Origin of the sequence: Halogeometricum limi (assembly GCF_900115785.1) — an archaeon.
Classification (GTDB): domain Archaea; phylum Halobacteriota; class Halobacteria; order Halobacteriales; family Haloferacaceae; genus Halogeometricum; species Halogeometricum limi.
This window is the reverse complement of the sequence record NZ_FOYS01000003.1, coordinates 173,320-188,889: the sequence shown is the minus strand read 5'-3', so window position 1 is coordinate 188,889 and position 15,570 is coordinate 173,320. Positions and strand designations below refer to the sequence as shown.

General features: G+C 65.1%; 15 protein-coding genes and 1 tRNA gene. 4 read left to right on the top strand and 12 right to left on the bottom strand.

Annotated elements, in window-relative coordinates:
• The first annotated feature begins 52 nt into the window (after positions 1 to 52).
• Positions 53 to 547 carry a pyridoxamine 5'-phosphate oxidase family protein gene (locus tag BM282_RS09685; RefSeq protein WP_089880024.1) on the top strand — a complete coding sequence of 165 codons (495 nt, stop codon included), beginning with the start codon at positions 53 to 55 and terminating at the stop codon, positions 545 to 547.
• A 113-nt stretch (positions 548 to 660) separates the two neighbouring features.
• On the opposite strand, the gene BM282_RS09680 is transcribed toward BM282_RS09685, so the two are convergent.
• From BM282_RS09680 to BM282_RS09645, 8 genes are all read right to left on the bottom strand, one after another.
• Positions 661 to 2,679: a DUF7282 domain-containing protein gene (locus BM282_RS09680; RefSeq protein ID WP_089880021.1), complete on the bottom strand. Its 2,019-nt coding sequence runs from the start codon at positions 2,677 to 2,679 to the stop codon at positions 661 to 663.
• Positions 2,680 to 2,889: 210 nt separating this feature from the next.
• Positions 2,890 to 3,195 (bottom strand): hypothetical protein, encoded by a 306-nt coding sequence (locus BM282_RS09675; RefSeq protein ID WP_089880019.1) that lies wholly within the window; start codon positions 3,193 to 3,195, stop codon positions 2,890 to 2,892.
• 54 nt (positions 3,196 to 3,249) lie between these two features.
• Positions 3,250 to 3,525, bottom strand: coding sequence for an ArsR/SmtB family transcription factor (locus BM282_RS09670; RefSeq protein WP_089880016.1), 276 nt, complete (start codon positions 3,523 to 3,525; stop codon positions 3,250 to 3,252).
• A 77-nt stretch (positions 3,526 to 3,602) separates the two neighbouring features.
• A complete protein-coding gene (gene tgtA / locus BM282_RS09665) occupies positions 3,603 to 5,150 on the bottom strand; it encodes a tRNA guanosine(15) transglycosylase TgtA (protein ID WP_089880014.1) in 1,548 nt (515 codons plus the stop codon).
• Between the two features lie 79 nt (positions 5,151 to 5,229).
• A complete protein-coding gene (locus BM282_RS09660) occupies positions 5,230 to 6,036 on the bottom strand; it encodes a CPBP family intramembrane glutamic endopeptidase (protein WP_175501474.1) in 807 nt (268 codons plus the stop codon).
• Positions 6,037 to 6,079: 43 nt separating this feature from the next.
• Entirely contained in the window at positions 6,080 to 6,649 is a 570-nt protein-coding gene (locus BM282_RS09655) for an NUDIX hydrolase (RefSeq protein ID WP_089880010.1), read from the bottom strand.
• Between the two features lie 49 nt (positions 6,650 to 6,698).
• The gene (locus BM282_RS09650) at positions 6,699 to 7,964 is read right to left on the bottom strand and encodes a hypothetical protein (protein ID WP_089880007.1); all 1,266 of its coding nucleotides are present in this window, start codon (positions 7,962 to 7,964) and stop codon (positions 6,699 to 6,701) included.
• Between the two features lie 84 nt (positions 7,965 to 8,048).
• Positions 8,049 to 8,444 (bottom strand): VOC family protein, encoded by a 396-nt coding sequence (locus BM282_RS09645; RefSeq protein WP_089880004.1) that lies wholly within the window; start codon positions 8,442 to 8,444, stop codon positions 8,049 to 8,051.
• A gap of 195 nt (positions 8,445 to 8,639) precedes the next feature.
• On the opposite strand from BM282_RS09645, the gene BM282_RS09640 reads away from it, so the two are divergent.
• Positions 8,640 to 9,644 carry a metal-dependent hydrolase gene (locus tag BM282_RS09640; RefSeq protein ID WP_089880001.1) on the top strand — a complete coding sequence of 335 codons (1,005 nt, stop codon included), beginning with the start codon at positions 8,640 to 8,642 and terminating at the stop codon, positions 9,642 to 9,644.
• Between the two features lie 2 nt (positions 9,645 to 9,646).
• Here the strand turns inward: BM282_RS09640 and BM282_RS09635 are convergent, their stop codons facing one another.
• The 4 genes from BM282_RS09635 to trmY form a co-directional block, all read right to left on the bottom strand.
• Positions 9,647 to 10,372: a hypothetical protein gene (locus BM282_RS09635; protein WP_089879999.1), complete on the bottom strand. Its 726-nt coding sequence runs from the start codon at positions 10,370 to 10,372 to the stop codon at positions 9,647 to 9,649.
• Between the two features lie 126 nt (positions 10,373 to 10,498).
• Positions 10,499 to 11,260, bottom strand: a complete 762-nt coding sequence (locus BM282_RS09630) for a ferritin-like domain-containing protein (RefSeq protein ID WP_089879997.1) — start codon at positions 11,258 to 11,260, stop codon at positions 10,499 to 10,501.
• 396 nt (positions 11,261 to 11,656) lie between these two features.
• A tRNA-Pro gene (locus BM282_RS09625) sits at positions 11,657 to 11,729 on the bottom strand.
• 63 nt (positions 11,730 to 11,792) lie between these two features.
• Positions 11,793 to 12,389, bottom strand: a complete 597-nt coding sequence (trmY, locus tag BM282_RS09620) for a tRNA (pseudouridine(54)-N(1))-methyltransferase TrmY (RefSeq protein WP_089879994.1) — start codon at positions 12,387 to 12,389, stop codon at positions 11,793 to 11,795.
• A 378-nt stretch (positions 12,390 to 12,767) separates the two neighbouring features.
• Between trmY and BM282_RS09615 the strand changes: the two genes are divergently transcribed.
• Both BM282_RS09615 and BM282_RS09610 read left to right on the top strand, forming a co-directional pair.
• On the top strand, positions 12,768 to 14,468 hold the full coding sequence (locus tag BM282_RS09615; protein ID WP_089879991.1) for an ABC transporter substrate-binding protein: 1,701 nt from the start codon (positions 12,768 to 12,770) through the stop codon (positions 14,466 to 14,468).
• Between the two features lie 101 nt (positions 14,469 to 14,569).
• Positions 14,570 to 15,568: an ABC transporter permease gene (locus BM282_RS09610; RefSeq protein ID WP_089879988.1), complete on the top strand. Its 999-nt coding sequence runs from the start codon at positions 14,570 to 14,572 to the stop codon at positions 15,566 to 15,568.
• The last annotated feature ends 2 nt before the right edge of the window (positions 15,569 to 15,570 follow it).

Below are 15,570 nucleotides of genomic sequence, written 5' to 3'. Positions count from 1 at the left end.
CGCCCGCGTCGCGGACCCCCGGTACTTTGCGCGTACGGGCCGAAGGAGCGGTATGAAACGCACCGGCCCGTGGTCGGCCGCCGACGCGAACGAGTTCCTCCGCGAGTCGACGGTGCCCGTCCGTCTCGCGTGTCGAACGCCGAAGGACGACCTGTGGATGCTGTCGCTGTGGTACGTGTGGGTCGACGGCGACGCCGACGGAGAGCGCCCGGAACTGTGCTGTGCGACGGGTGCGAACGCGGACGTGGTCCGCTTCCTCCGCGCGAACGACGACGTCGCGTTCGAGGTGTCGACGAACGACCCGCCCTACCGGGGCGTCCGCGGGCGGGGGACGGCGACCATCGAACCGGACGACGAGAAGGCGCTCCTGCGGACGCTCCTCGAACGGTACCTCGGCGGCACCGACAACGAACTGGGCGGGTTCCTGCTCTCGGACGACCGCGAGGAGGTCCGGATTCGAATCACGCCGACGCGCCTGCACTCGTGGGATTACTCCGAACGGATGCGCGACGTCGGCGCGGAGAGCGACGCGGCGAACCCCGAATGAGCGAGCGCGTCGCGGTGTCGCCAGCCGGCGTCGTAGTGTCGCACTTGCGCGAGTGTCGCCACTCGCGGCGTAGCGGTCGAAAGAACATGAGGTGGGTCGGGGTGTGAGCGGCGTTAGTCGCGGCGGACGGCGAGGAGTGCCGCGGCGACGAGTGCGACGAGTGCGACTGCGACGCCGAATCCGGGCGTGCTGGTGCCGGACCCGTCCGTCTCCTCACTCGTCTCCGTGCTCATCTCCGTGTCGGTGGCCATCTCCGTCTCCATTTCCGTCTCCATCTCCGTCTCGGTCATCTCTTCGGACTCGACGGTGGCTTCGGCGGTGGCGACGACTGCGCCGCCGGCGGCGACGTAGGGGCCGTCACTCGCGCCCTCGCTGGTGACGAAGTCGTACGCTTCGTTGCCGTTCGTGTCCTTGTGCGCCATCGGGACGATGGTGGTCGTCTCCTCTAACGGCGCGTCGAGTTCGACGGTGACGTTCTCGTGCGTGCCGGGAGCGAGGTATTCGGAGGTGCCGCGGACGCTCTCGAAGACGGCGCCCTCGGTGACCGTCGCGTCGTGAATCGTCACGAACCCGCCGTCTGCGAGCGTCACGGACTCGACGGTGACCGTCTGGCCGTCGGTCGTCTGGTCGGCGACGGTGACGACGGCGTTCACGGACACCTGTGCGGTGTCGACGACGGCGTTACCGTCGTAGGTGTACGGTCCGTCGGCTTCGGGGAAGGTGTACTCCTCGTCACCGTCGGTGTCCATGTGCGCCATCGGGACGAGCGTCTGCGAGGCGCGGATAGGTTCCTCGAACGTCACGGTGACGTTCTCGTGGACGCCCGCTTCGAGGTACTCCGAGGTTCCGAGGATGCTGCCTTCGACTTCACCCGCGAACAGCGAGGAGTCGTGAACGGTGACGAAACCGCCTTCGGAGAGTTCGACGCGGTCCACGACGACGCTGTGGCCGTCGGAGGACTGCTGCATCATGTGGACGCTGGCGGAGACGGTGGTCTCGGCCTGCGCGACGACGGCGCTACCGTCGGCCGTGTACGGGCCGTCGGTCTCGCCTTCACTCTCGGGGAAGGTGTACTCCATGTCGTCGTCGGTGTCCATGTGCGCCATGGGGACGAGCGTCGTGGAGTTGTTCAGGGGCGCGTCGAGACTGACGCGGACGTTCTTGTGCAGGCCGGGTGCGAGGTACGCGGAGGTGCCGCGGATGCTCTCGAAGACGGCACCCTCGGTGACCGTCGCGTCGTGAATCGTCACGAACCCGCCCTCGGGCAGGAACGCGCTCTCGACGACGACGGACTGACCGCCGGTCGCCTGTGCGTTGTAGGTGACGTTCGCCGTGTCGGACAGCGTCACGGCGGCGGTGTCGACGACGGCGCTACCGTCGGCCGTGTACGGGCCGTCGGTCTCGCCTTCACTCTCGGGGAAGGTGTACTCCATGTCGTCGTCGGTGTCTCTGTGCGCCATCGGGACGAGCGTGGTGTCTTCCTCGACGGGCGCGTCGAGCGTGATGCGGACGTTCTCGTGGACGCCTGCTTCGAGGTAGTCCGAGGTGCCGCGGATGCTCTCGAAGACGGCACCCTCGGTGACGGACGCGTCGTGAACCGTCACGAAGCCGCCCTCTGCGAGTTCGACGCGGTCCACGACGACGGACGCGCCGTCGGTGGGCTGGTCGGACATCGACACCGTCGCGGAGACGGTGACGTTCGCCTGCGAGACGACCGCAGAGCCGTCGGCCGTGTACGGGCCGTCGGTCTCGCCGTTGTCCGCGACGAAGTCGTAGACGCGGTCACCGTCGGTGTCGAAGTGCGGCATCGCGACGAACGCGCCCGACTCGCTCAGGGGTTCGTCGAGCGTGACGGTCACGCTCTCGTGCGTGCCGGCTTCGAGGTACTGCGAGGAACCGACGACGCTGCCGAGGACGTTCCCGTCGGCGACGCTCGCGTCGTGGATGGTGACGAAGCCACCCTCGGGGAGCGTGACGTTCTCGACGACGACGGTGCTGCCACCGGATGCTTGTGCGGCGAACGATACTGAGGCGTCCGACGACTGTTGCGTCGCGGACGACGCGGCCACGCCCGCCGGGACCATCCCGACGACCACGACCAACGTGATGAATACGGTTAGTGCGCGTTGCATATCGAGGAGGTAGGAAGATACTTAAAAGAGGATTTTCCGAACTCTCACCCAAATTCACCCCTGATTCCACCGACGTCTGACGATTGGCGGTCGTTTACGCCGGTATCGGTAGTCGGTATCGTGGACGAGACCGGCCGAACGTGACGAACGAGAGGAACGGACGAGAGGAGAGACGAAACAGCGCCGAAAAAGACCGGACCGAACGAGAGGTCAGTCGAACGTAATCCACGCGAGGAACAGCAGTCCGACCGTCTCGAAGACGTGGAGCAGCATCATCAGTCGCCAGACGATGACGGGGACGGCGGTGCTGAACCACCCGGAGAGCGTCGGGTCGACCAGATACATGTACAGCGCCAGTGCGTTCTGCGCGAGGAGGAACACCGCGAAGATGAGCAGACCCAGCGGGTGCTTCGAGCGGAACTGGAGGTAGTTCCGCCCCCAGACGGACGCGAGAGCGAGGAGTAGCACGACGTTTGCAGCGCTCGCGACGCGTGCAACGTCAACCCAGAGACTCATTACTCTGCTCTAGCCCACAGTCGCTTATATACACTTTCCCAAATTCAACCATGATTATTGCATCCCGTCCAGTATCTCTTCGATCGTTTCCCAGTGTGCGCGCGCCCGTTGTGACGGGAGATACACGGCACCGTAATCGTCGCCGCTCGTCTGGACGACGTCGTTGTCCATCAGTACGTCGAGGTGGTGTCTGACCGTCTTGTAGTCCAGGTCGAGTTGCTCGGCGAGTTGGTTCGCGTTGCGGGGCCGCGAGTCCACCGCTCGCAAGATACGCGCACGGTTCGCTCCGCCACGCGTCCCCGTGAGCACGTACCACAACACGGCCTCCATCGTACCACTCAACTCGCGCCCGGCACCTAAGCCCATCGAACGTGTCGCAGGAGGTGAGACTCTACCGAAGAGAGAGTTCAGACGTCGCCGTGGCCGTCGTCGGCGTCGTCAGCCTCGCTGTCGACTCGTTCGTCCGGCGCTTCATCCGGCGACAGTCCGTGGAGGGGTTCGAGCGTCACCGAGTCGGGGACGCGCGCGAGGGCCGTCTCCGGCCACCCGTCGTGCGCGAGGACGAACTCGGTGTCGGGGTTCGCCGCGACCAGTCGGGCGACGCCCTCGGCGGCCATCGCGTAGGCGTCGTCGTCGGTTCGGTCCGGCACCTCGGCCGTGAGCGGGTACGTCTCCGAGAGCGCTCGCGGGAACGGCCCGAACGGGGGAACGACCCGCCACGTGGCGTCGAACCGGTCGCTCTTCGGCGTCCCGCCCTGCGTGAGGAGTACCGTCCCCTCGGCGTCCAGTCGCGAGAGTCGGTCGTGGTGTCTCTGGACCTCCGGCCGCGACGCGCTCTCGTTCGAGACGTAGAAGAACGACCCCTTCGAGACGGGGTCCTCGCGTTCGAGTTGGTCGGCGTGGTCGAGCATCGCGCGGTAGCCGTCGAGCATCGTCGGGTGCGACCGAGCGCGCTCTTCGACCAGTTCGAGGAGGTTACCCGAGCGAATCGCCTGTTTCACGCGACGAAGTTCCGCGAAGGAGACGTGGAGGTTGTGTTCGGCCAGCAAGCGTTCGCGTTCGCGGGCGTTCTCCTGTCGAATCTCCGCGGGCGAGTACGCCGAACAGACGGCGCACGAACACGGGAAGTACTCCAGTTCGTCGAGGTGTTCGGTGCCGCGGACCGTGAGGTAGCGGTCGTCGCGGGCGTAGAGGGCGTACGCGGCGGAGTCGAACAGGTCACAGCCCATCGCGACGGCCAGGGCGAACATCATCGGGTGACCCGCGCCGAACAGGTGAACCGGGGCGTCGCGGCCGAGTCCGCGCTTCGCTCCCGCGACGGCGTCCACCATGTCGTCGTAGCGGTAGGCGTTCATCAGGGGGACGACGGCACCGACGGGGAACACATCCAGGTCCGTCTCGTAGGCGGTTCGGCCCGCCCGCTCTCTGAGGTCCGGATAGGTCGACCCCTGCACGGGCGCGTTGACGAGCATCTCCCCCGTCTCGACGTTCTCGGCGTCGCGAAGCGCCCGTTCGGTGACCGCGAGTTCCTCCTCGGCCTGTTCGCGGGAGACGTCCGGCGGCGTCGGGATGTCGACGGGCGTGCCGATGTCCGTCCCGATGTCGTACTGGAACTGCAGTATCTCCTCGGTGGTCACCTCTATCTCGCCGTACTCGGCGAGTTGGAAGGACCCCGAGTCGGTCATGATGGCGCCGTCGAAGCCGAGCATCTCGTGGAGGCCCTTCTCCAACGCCTCCTCGTGGAGGTCCTCGTTCTTGTGGATGATGTACGAGTTGGTGATGAGAATCTGGGCCCCGAACTCCGATTCGAGGCGGTCGGGTGCGACGGTGATGATGTTGGGGTTGACCACCGGCAACAACGCCGGCGTCTCCACCGTCACGCCCGCGCGAGGGACGGTGAGTTCGCCGATTCGTCCGGCGACGTCACCGTCGCGAATCTCGAAGTGGTCGCGCATGGTCGGAGTTTCTGCGGGGCGTTGCTAAGGGTTGCGTTCGGTCGGTGCGAGGTGAACGGCGGCCGAGGAACGCGCTCGCTCAGAAGAACAGCAGTCCGCTCGGCGGTTGCATCCCGGAGAACTGGAGCGCGACGTACAGAAGCGAGAACAGCGTCGCGTTGTACGCCCCGTGGGTCAGTGCGGGGACGACGATGTTGTCCGAGAGTTCGTAGACGACGCCGAAGACCAGCGTCGGGAGGACGAGAAGCGAGATGCTGACCAGTCTAGCGGAGGGCGCTCCGGACAGCGAGAAGTAGTGGATGGCGGCGAAGATGAGACTCGCCAGCGGAATCGCGACGGTGGCGGGCAGGCGTTCGCGCAGGCGGTTCTGCACCACGCCGCGGTAGAGCAGTTCTTCGCCGGGACCGATGAGGAGCAACGACGCGGGGATGAGGAGGAGGAGTATCTCGGGGTTCTCCATCCCCACCTGCGCGGCGTTGTTCGTCCCGGCTTCGACGCCCGTCTGCGAGACGACGATGGTCGCCGAGAGTCCGAGCGTCAACGCGGCGACGTAGCCGACGGCGGCGTAGAGAAACTCGCGAACCGAGGGGACGCGGACGCCGACGTACGAGAGGCCGAAGTCGCGGTATCTGAGATAGAGGAGTGCGACGCCGCCGAAGCCGAGACCGGTCGCGAGCACCAGCGAGAGCACGATGCTCAGAAGCGGCGTGATGTCGACGCCCGTGAGTCTGAGACCGATTCCCGCGGCGGCGACGAGGGCGATTCCGGCGACGATACCGAGTGCGGCGAGGAGGACGGCGACGGCGAGAGCGCGCGCGACGCTGCCGGCGTCGGCGGTCGACCCGGCACTGCCGCCAATCGCTCCCGAACCAGATTCGGAAGTCACAGTCGCCGTTGGGGTCGCATCCTGAAAACGGTTCGTACCGGTCTCAACGCCAGCGTTCGGCGAGTTCGTAGCGAAGAAGGCCGAGGACGGCCCGTCCGTCGCGTAACGTCCCGTCGAGTGCCGCCGCGAGGACGTCGTCGTACGACTCGACGGCGACGCGGATGCTCTCGTTGAAGTCGAGTTCCTGTTCGGCCGTCGGTTCGCAGTTGTGCGCGACGAAGTGGTGGTGAACGCTGTTCAACAGGCCGTTCGCGGGTTCGACCGTCCCCAGATACGCCATCTCCCCGGCCTCGTACCCCGTCTCCTCTCCGAGTTCGCGCCGGGCGGCGGCCGATCTGTCGTCGTCGTCGGGTTCGAGCGACCCCGCGGGAAGCCCTCGGTTCACCCGGCCGACGGCCTGTCGCCACTCCTCGACGAGGACGACGTCGCCGTCGGGAGTGAACGGGAGAATCACGACGGCTGGCGGTTCGTCCACGTAGTGAAAGTCCGTCTCCGTCCCGTCCGGGAGGACCACGTCGTCCATCCGGACGTCGAACCCCGGACAGGAGTAGTCGAGTCGCGAGTCGGTCGTCTCCCACGCGAGTTCGTCCGTCGAGTCGGCGTCGTCTGCCATAACTGGGCTCGGGGCGGACGCGAGAAAAAGCCGCGTGGAACGCGGGACGCTATCGGTCCCGGACGACGAGGACGACCCCTGCGAGCACCATCCCGAGCGAGACGAGCGAGATGGCGACGTGGAGTTCGGTGAACCAGAACGGAACCTGCAGTCCGGTCTGGAGGCCGACGAGGATGAGCGAGAGCACGGGGACGTTCCGGTCCTCGTTCACCGCGGCGTCGTCGTCGAAGGCGTAGGAGGTGGCTCCCGTCCGCTCACCCTCGGGGAGTCGTTCCGCCTCGTAGGGGACGAGCGGCGTCTTGTAACTCCACACCGTCTCGCCGGACTCGTTCACCTCGACGACGCGTTGGTTCAGCGAGTCCGTTATCAGGGTGTTGCCGTTGTCCAACCGGTCGGCGTCGCGCGGCCAACTGAACTGGACGCCCTCGGCCTCGTACAGGGCCCACGCGGCCTCCCACTCGCCCGTCGACTCGTTGCGGTGGAGTTCGACGATGCGGTCGTTGTGGCTGTCGGCGACGAGCACCGCCCCGTCTCCGAGCCACTGCGGGTTGTGCTGTTGTCGGAGCAGTTCGGGGTCACCTCTCCCGTCGCCGTTCTCGTCTTTGTTTATCACTTCGACGACGCCCTCGCCGCGTTCGACGACGACGAGTTGGTGGGCGTTCCGCACCGAGACGAGGTATCTACCCTCCGAGATGACGTCCACGTCGTTGATGTGGAGCCAGTCGGTCTTCGTCGGGTCGTCGGGCGCCTCGTACATCGAACTCGCGTTCCACTGCCACGTTATCTCGCCGTTCTTCACGGTGTAGATGCGCTCGTACTCCATGTCGGTGACGAGGAACTCGCCCGAGTCCAGCAGTTCCACGTCGTGAACTTCGCTGTTCACGCGGGTCCGAACGGGGAAGGAGTGCTCGGAGACGATTTCGACCCCGTCGTCGGTCGGTTCGAGGACGCGAAAGCCGGTGTGGGTACACGGCGACTCGTACGGGCCGCACTCCTCGTATCCGGAGTCCATGAACCCCGCGAGGACGCTCCCGTTGTCGAGCATCGTCACGTCGAAGTAGCTGTCAGTCTCTCCGGCCCGCCACTGCGTCTCTTTTCCTTCGAGGAGGTAGACGGAGCCTTTCTCGTGGAGGCCGGGGCCGCCGCCTTGCGACCCGACGAGTGTCTGTCGTGCGCCGTCGGCGGTGTCGTCCGTCGCGCCGACGTTCGGTGCGAGCGCCGCGCTGACGACGAGCGAAGAGACGAGGAGGAGAACGCCGAGGACGACGAGGGCCGTCCCCGTCTGTCGCGGCGTCTCAGGGCGTAGTCCGGTCATGGGTTGTCTGTGAGTGAACCCACGGCGACGAAAAGCGTTCGGTCCTCGGTCGGCTTCGGTCGTTCCCTCGCCGGACGTTCGCCCTCAGGCCGTCTCGGCTTTCAGTTCGAGACGGTAGCCGAACGGGTCGGTGACGTAGACGGCGGGGGCGACGCCCGTCGCGCCGAGCGGTTCGAGTTCGCGGTCGATTTCGACGTCTGCGTCGGCCAACCCGGCCAGCAGACCCTCGTAGTCGGTGTCGACGCGGAGGGCGACGTGGTCGAAGTTGCGCTTCTCGGACGCCTCGAAGTCGGCGTCGGGTTGGACGTGGAACACCGCACCCGGCGCGAGACGGACCGAGAAGAACGGCTTGTCGCCCGTCTCGTACAGGTCGAGGTTCTCTATCTCGAACCCCAGTCGGTCGCGATAGAACTCGATTGCCGTCTCGACGCCGTCGTCTGGAATCTTGAGGTTCACGTGGTCTATCTCTGTCACGTCCATGGGTGGAACACACGCCGAAGCGACGTAGGTGCCGCGGCCGCGACATCCCCGCGAGTCGAGCGAGCGCGGACGACGACAGAAAGATTATGTCTCTCTCCGCGTTCTGTCACGATATCCGAAATGTCCGTTCGCCCGTTCGCGTACCGACCGTCCGACGCCGCCGACCCGACGGCACTCGGGGTCGAGGCGCGATAGATGTTCGTCGGCCACGAGTTCCTCGCGTTCGCCCTCGCCGGGTCGCTGACCCGACTGCTCGGCCGCGACGCGCGAACCGCCCTCGTCGCCGGGGGCGTCGCCGCCGTCTGCGCGCTGTTGCCCGACCTCGACGTGGCGTACGGGGTCGCGACCTACGTCCTCGCCGTCTCCGAGGGGACGGCGCTCTCGTGGGACGCGTTCTGGGGCGTGACGAACGGCGTCCACCGCGTCGTCACGCACACCCTCCCGGTCGGCGTCGCGGCGACGCTCTGTGTCGCGGCCGTCGTCGGTGTCGTGCGACGTCGGGACCGCAGTCGCGAACCGACCGTCGCCACCGACGCCGCGACGGCCGTCTTCGCCGTTCTCGCTCTCGCCGCGAGTGCCGCCGTCGTCACCGAGATGGGCCGCGTCGTCGGCGAGTCGGCGTCGGTCGTCGCCGCGACGTACCTCCTCACCGTCTGCGTCGCCGCCGCGGTTCTCGCCCGGCGCGTCGACGCCTCGGTCGGTGTTCTCACTCTCGCCGCCGGCGTCGGCTTCCTCTCGCACCCGTTCGGCGACGTGTTCATGGCGTCGCCGCCGCCGCTTCTCTCCCCGTTCGCGCCGTCGCCGCTGACCGACCGCGTGGTGTTCGCCGACGACGGGACGGTGAACCTCCTCGCCGTCCTGTTCGTCGAGGTAGCGACGGTGTGGGCCGGTCTCCTGACCTACCTCCGACTGAGCGGTCGACGTCTCGGCGACGCGTTCGCCGGTCGGGCCGTCCTCGGCGTCGGCTACGCGCCGGCCGTCTTCGTCCTCCCGCGGCCGACGATGGTGGACGCGCACGTCCTCGGGTTCACCGCCGTCCCCCTCGCCGTCGGCGTCGGCGTCACCGCGTACGGGTGGCGCGACGGGGCCGAACCGGCGTTCGACGCTCGACGCGAACGGGTGCTCCGCGGCGTCGTGACGGGGTTGGCGACGCTGACGGTGGCGGCGGGCGCGTATCTCCTCGCGTATCTGGTCGTCTGACCCTACGAGAAGGAGACGCCGCCGAGGTCGGACTCCAACTCCTCGACCGAGTCGTTGTAGGCGTCGACGAACCCGCCGAACTCGCCGACGAGACGGCGCACGTCGGGGGCCGCGGGCGGTTCGTACTGCGAGAGGAGGTACGTTCCCCCCTCGCCGCCGGCGCGGAGATACGACGCTCGGTCACGCTCTCGCTTCAGTTCCCACCGCGTCCCCGAGACGGTGGTCGCGAACGTGCCGTAGTCGGTGCCGTCGTAGCGGTACAGTTGGACGGCAATCTCGTTACAGACCTCGCGGATGCGGTCGAGGACGCGGTCGCGTTCGGCGACGACGTCGCTCGTGTCGCGGGGTTCGGGGAAGTCGATGGAGACGTCGTCGAGGACGCCCGAGAGCGACTCCACGTGCGCGTTGTAGGCGGCGACGAACGCCTCGTAGTCCCGCATCGCACTCGCGAGGTCCTCCGGGTCCGGCGGTCGCTTCGTGGAGACGACGTACGTCTCCTCGCCGCCCGACCCCTCGAACAGGAGGAACTGGAGCGCTCCGCCCTCGTACTTGACCGTCCACGTGCCGCGGTCGGTGTCGAGCGCTCGGCGTCCGTAGTCGCCGCCCTGGAGGATGGCGAGTTCCCGTGCGATTCGGCCCGCGTGCGACTCGACGGCCGCGACCACCTCGTCGCGTTTCTCGGCGACGGCGGCGGCGTCGGTGACGTCGAAGTCTATCCCGTCGGTCATCTGTGTCGGGGGAGGGGTGCGGCGGGCATAACGGCTGTGACCTGCGACCCGAGCAACGGCGCTGGGGGTGTCTTCGCTGTCGAAAAAGAAGGGGTGACGTGGTGAGATGTTCGAGCGGCCGTCGCTCTAGACGATGAACTGGCTCGCGATTTCGAGGACTTCGTCCATGCTCTTCGGTTCGTCGAAGGCGTTCGGGAACGGGTCCGCGCCGTTGAGATGGTTGAGGTAGGACGCGTGTCGCGCCTCGACCGTCGCGATGGTCCCGGCCGCCGTCTGGAGGTCGGGGTCGTCGATGAGCGACAGTGCGCCGAGGTAGGCCTGTACACCCGTGTTCTCGAGCGCCATCGCCGTCTTGTAGAACGCCGACGGGTTGTTCGCCTTCATCGTGCCGAACTCGTACTCGGCCTTCTCGACGGGCGTCCCGCCGAGTTGCTCGATGACGGACACGATGGTGTCGACGTGGGCCGCCTCGTGCTCGCCGATGTCGGTGAGGTGTCCGTAGATGGGCTCCCGTGCCACGTACGGCAGGTGGTCGAGCATGTCGGCAGTGACGATAGTTTCCAGGCTGTAGTAGCCGCCAAGCGATTTCAGGTTGTGCTGGTAGAACGCGTCTTCGAGGTGTTCGAGCGTGAGCGCGTAGTTCAGCACGTCCACGTCCGAGACGGCGTTTTCGTTCGCCTTTCCGTCGCTGTTGCCCTTCGGGTCGCCGTTCCCGTTGGACTGCTGGGCCGCCACGCCCGACGTTCCGAAGGTGAGTGCGCCGAGGCCCGCCGCCGCCGAACCCGCCAAGAATCCGCGCCGGGAACTCACTGCGTCTTGAACCGACTGTACTGCCGCGTCGAACGGTGTGCCGTTCGTTTCGTCTTCCGTCTGGTGGTCTTCAGTCATCTGAAATCACGCGCCGAAGCGCACTCACAACTCCGCCTGTCGGTTAAATGAGTATTTGCCGAACTTCCACCCAAATTCGTCCTGGGTCCTGAAACGTGAATTTCTACTTCGGATTTAACTCAAAATATGAACAATGACTGTGTTTAGCGACCGTCGTGGAACGCAGTACGTCACGACCCGCCGTTCACGCCGTTCACGCCGTTCACGGCGGCGGCGCAGATTCGAACTGCGGTTACAGCACAACCGCTCACAAAAACAGAGAGTGGGGTGAAAATGGGCCACCGTGACTTCGCTTCGCTCGTCACGACCCGCCGTTCACTCCGTTCACGGCGGCGGCGCAGATTCGAACTGCGGTTACAGCACAACCGCTCACAAAAACAGAGAGTGGGGTGAAAATGGGCCGGCGCAGATTCGAACTGCGGTTACGGCCACCCGAAGGCCGAAGGATACCAAGCTACCCCACCGGCCCGCATACGAACTGAGTCTTGCGCTGTGTTTAACAGTTGTGATTCGGCGTGTCGCACGCGTGCTCTCAGTAGGTCGTGAACCCGTCCGTGTCGAGGTAGTTGTGCGCGACGGTGATGGAGTGGTCCGCGTGCAACACCTCGGGTCCGAGGCGGACGCGTTCGTCCGCCGCATCGGCGAGGACGCTTGCCTCGTCGTCCGTGAAGTCGTGGTGGTCCGAGAGAACGAACAGCGGATTCTCCGGGGGTTCGACGTCCACGACGGCGTCACCCTCCTCGTGGAGTTCGACGACGGTCGCGTCCGCGGCGGCGGCGTCGAGCGTCGCCTCGAAGTCCATCCGACGGATGCTCACCCCGGGACTCCCCTCCGCGGGCATGTGACCGATGGCCTCCTCTCGAACCTCCAGTGCGCCCCGAATCAGCGCCGCCGTGCTTCGTTCGTCGGGATTGAGCCGACGGAGTTCGCTCCCCTCGAAGCGGACGGTGAACTCGTCGCCGAGGACGAGGTGGACGCGGACGTCCTCGCGTATCGCGTGCGAGAGGAAGAACGCGGAGTTGACGCACCGACAGAGGACGTCCAGACGTCCGGCGCCCCCCGCCAGATCGTCGAGCGAGAAATCGGGTGTCGTCGGAGCGTCGTGACCGATGATGACGAACTGTCGCATGCGAGTGCGTTCCGGCCCCCTCACTATGGCTCTGTTCACTTGCGTCAGTCACAACATTCATATATGGTAGCACTTACCAGACATTAAGGTAACGAACTATCATACGGTATAGGACCGGACGTTCGTTTACTGTTTCAGCGGTAGAAGAGACACACGGACTATTTGAGGCCGTAAGAAGGTCTGTTCGTATTAAAACAGGGCTGTACCAGTAAGTGTTTTTACATGCATGTTTTCAACATTCTAATTGTTGAAATAAGCTGATATTCGGACTCTCACGCGTCCAAAATCAAGAATTGCCGATATCAAAGACCATTCGTCAGGTATTTATTCGACCAGTGGCTGATTCACGGTATCCCTCAACACAAGGTGCACTAACCCATGCCAGACGAAAACAAGACATTTCACAGTCAACTGAACCGTCGCCGTGTCCTCCAAGGAATCGGTGGCGCAGGTATCGCAGGTCTCGCCGGATGTGCTGGCGGCTCCGGTGACGAGACAGAAGGCACCGGTACGAGCTCCGGTGGCGACAGCTCCGGTGGCGACAGCACCGAGAGCGAGAGTACCGAGGGCGGTCAGAGCTCCGGTGGCAAACTCCGCATCGCGCTCGTCAAGAGCCCCCTCGAGTTCGACCCCCTCGTCCTGAACGACGTTCCGTCGTCGCAGGTCGTCGACCGAGTGGTCGAAGGGCTCTACACGTACGACGAGAACACGGGCATCGTCCCCCTCCTCGCAGAGGGAAGCCCGACCGTCGAGAACGACGGGAAGCGCTTTACGGTCACCATCAAGGAGGGCGCGACGTTCTCCAACGGTGACCCCGTCACCGCGGAAGACGTGAAGTACTCGTACGAGGCGCCGGTCGCGGAGAACACCGAGAACGCCTCCGAACTGAACATGATCGACACCGTCGAGGCCGTCGACGAGCGAACCGTTCAGTTCAACCTCAAGTATCCGTACGCGCCGTTCAAGACGACGCTCACGTGGTACGTCGTTCCCAAGTCCGTCCGCGAGGAGGACAAGGAAGCGTTCAACACCGGTAACTCCCTCGTCGGCTCCGGTCCGTTCACGTTCGAGGAGTGGCAGGAAGGCAACTTCGCGCGCCTCGCCGCCAACCCCGACTACTGGGGCGACCCCAAGCCGAACCTCGACGAGATAGAGTTCGTCCCCGTCGAAGAGGCGACGACGCGCGTCACGACCCTCAAGAACGGCGAGAACGACATCATCGAGGAGATTCCGCCAAAGCAGTACCCGACCGTCCGCAGCATCCAGGACGCGAGCATCGAGGAAGTACCCGGCATCGGCTACTTCTACGCCGCGTTCAACTGCAACGAGGGTCCCACGACGGACCCGAAGGTCCGCGAGGCCATCGACTACGCCTTCGACATGGACCAGGCCGTCAGCTCCTACGTCGAGCCGACGGGTGTCCGTCAGTACAGCCCGTACCCGCTCTCCATCGCCGAGAGCTGGGGCTTCCCGCTCGACGAGTGGAAGCAGATTCCGCACGGCAAGGACGTCGACCAGACGAAGGCGCTGCTCGAGGAGGCCGGTGTGCCGGACGACTACACGTTCAAGGTCATCGTGCCCCCGGACGACAAGCGTGAACAGATCGGTATCACGATCTCTAACGGGATCAAGGAAGCCGGTTGGGACGCCACCGTCCAGCGTCTCGACTGGGGTGCGTTCCTCGACAAGTACGTCTCCGGTGACGAGAGCGAGTACAACATCTACACGCTCGGATGGTCCGGTACGCCCGACCCCGACGCGTTCACGTACTACCTCTTCGGTCGCGACGAGAACACCCTCGGCGTGACGAACGGGACGTTCTACGGGAACAACAGCGAGGCCGGCAAACAGGTGAGCGAGAAGTTCATCGAAGCGCGCCGCACGCCCGAGCGTGAAGAGCGCAAAGCGCTCTACGAGGAGGCGACGACGACGCTCCTCGAGGACCGCGTCCACCTGCCCGCCTACAACCTGAAGAACAGCTTCGGTGTGAAGGACTACGTCGAGGACTTCCGCTCGCACCCGGTGAGCAGCTTCTCGATCACTAGCGATTACAACAACGTCTCCGTCGGCAACAAGTAAACTGCCCGCACGGAGGCGGAGACGCCATATTTATGTACAAACCAACCGCTAATCCACGCTTAGAGACATACATGACCGCGACACGGTGTGTGGTGTGACAAATGGGACGCCTTCGCTATACCATCAGTCGGCTCTTGCAGTCGATTCCGGTGATCGTGGGCGTGATTACGATCACGTTCCTCCTCACTGATGCGATCCCGGGCGACCCCGTACAGATCATGCTCGGTCCGTCGCCGAGCGCACAACAAGCCGAAGCCATCCGCGCAAAGTTCGGACTCGACCAGCCCCTCCACGTTCGGTACTTCAACTACCTGTTCGACGTGGTCCGACTGGACCTCGGCACGAGTCTGTACTACGGAGTGCCCGTCACGCAGAAGATCGCAGAGCGCCTGCCGGTGACGCTCTACCTGCTGCTCTCCAGTTTCACCTTCGCCCTCTTGACCGCCGTTCCGCTCGGCATCATCTCCGCGAAGCGCCGGAACAAGCCGACGGACCACATCTCGCGAGTCGTGGCGCTGTTCGGCGTGAGCACGCCCTCCTTCTGGATCGGTCTGATGCTCATCATCGTCTTCTCGTTCTGGCTCGACATCTTCCCGGCGACGAACCTCATCCTCCCGTGGGAGTCGCCCGCGAACGTGGACGGGGCCGCGAACCAGTTGGGCGTCATCGCGAAGTCGATACACCATCTCATCTTGCCGACCATCACCCTCGGCACGTTGCAGATGGCGGCGTTCACCCGCATCGAACGCTCGTCGATGCTCGAAGTGCTCGGTGAGGAGTACGTGAAACTCGCCCGCGCCTACGGCGTCAGCGAGACGAAGATCGTCCGCAAGCACGCCTTCCGGAACGCGCAACTGCCCCTCATCACGCTCGTCGGTCTCCAACTGACCGGCGCGTTGGGCGGCGCAGTCCTCACGGAGACGGTCTTCTCCATCAACGGGATGGGGAGGCTCATCATTACCGCCATCCAGAACCAAGATTTCCAGCTCGTGATGGGTACGACGTTGGTGTTCGGTCTCGTGTTCGTCATCGGTGTCATCCTGACGGACCTCTCGTACGCCTACGTCGACCCCCGCGTCTCCTTCGACGGGAGTGAATGAAC

What these genes read in the sequence shown, in the direction of transcription:
- BM282_RS09635 (WP_089879999.1), bottom strand. Translation starts at nt 10,372, where the DNA reads ATGACCGACGGGATAGACTTCGACGTCACCGACGCCGCCGCCGTCGCC.
- BM282_RS09640 (WP_089880001.1), top strand. Translation starts at nt 8,640, where the DNA reads ATGTTCGTCGGCCACGAGTTCCTCGCGTTCGCCCTCGCCGGGTCGCTG.
- BM282_RS09610 (WP_089879988.1), top strand. Translation starts at nt 14,570, where the DNA reads ATGGGACGCCTTCGCTATACCATCAGTCGGCTCTTGCAGTCGATTCCG.
- BM282_RS09615 (WP_089879991.1), top strand. Translation starts at nt 12,768, where the DNA reads ATGCCAGACGAAAACAAGACATTTCACAGTCAACTGAACCGTCGCCGT.
- BM282_RS09675 (WP_089880019.1), bottom strand. Translation starts at nt 3,195, where the DNA reads ATGAGTCTCTGGGTTGACGTTGCACGCGTCGCGAGCGCTGCAAACGTC.
- BM282_RS09670 (WP_089880016.1), bottom strand. Translation starts at nt 3,525, where the DNA reads ATGGAGGCCGTGTTGTGGTACGTGCTCACGGGGACGCGTGGCGGAGCG.
- BM282_RS09655 (WP_089880010.1), bottom strand. Translation starts at nt 6,649, where the DNA reads ATGGCAGACGACGCCGACTCGACGGACGAACTCGCGTGGGAGACGACC.
- BM282_RS09650 (WP_089880007.1), bottom strand. Translation starts at nt 7,964, where the DNA reads ATGACCGGACTACGCCCTGAGACGCCGCGACAGACGGGGACGGCCCTC.
- BM282_RS09645 (WP_089880004.1), bottom strand. Translation starts at nt 8,444, where the DNA reads ATGGACGTGACAGAGATAGACCACGTGAACCTCAAGATTCCAGACGAC.
- tgtA (WP_089880014.1), bottom strand. Translation starts at nt 5,150, where the DNA reads ATGCGCGACCACTTCGAGATTCGCGACGGTGACGTCGCCGGACGAATC.
- BM282_RS09630 (WP_089879997.1), bottom strand. Translation starts at nt 11,260, where the DNA reads ATGACTGAAGACCACCAGACGGAAGACGAAACGAACGGCACACCGTTC.
- trmY (WP_089879994.1), bottom strand. Translation starts at nt 12,389, where the DNA reads ATGCGACAGTTCGTCATCATCGGTCACGACGCTCCGACGACACCCGAT.
- BM282_RS09680 (WP_089880021.1), bottom strand. Translation starts at nt 2,679, where the DNA reads ATGCAACGCGCACTAACCGTATTCATCACGTTGGTCGTGGTCGTCGGG.
- BM282_RS09685 (WP_089880024.1), top strand. Translation starts at nt 53, where the DNA reads ATGAAACGCACCGGCCCGTGGTCGGCCGCCGACGCGAACGAGTTCCTC.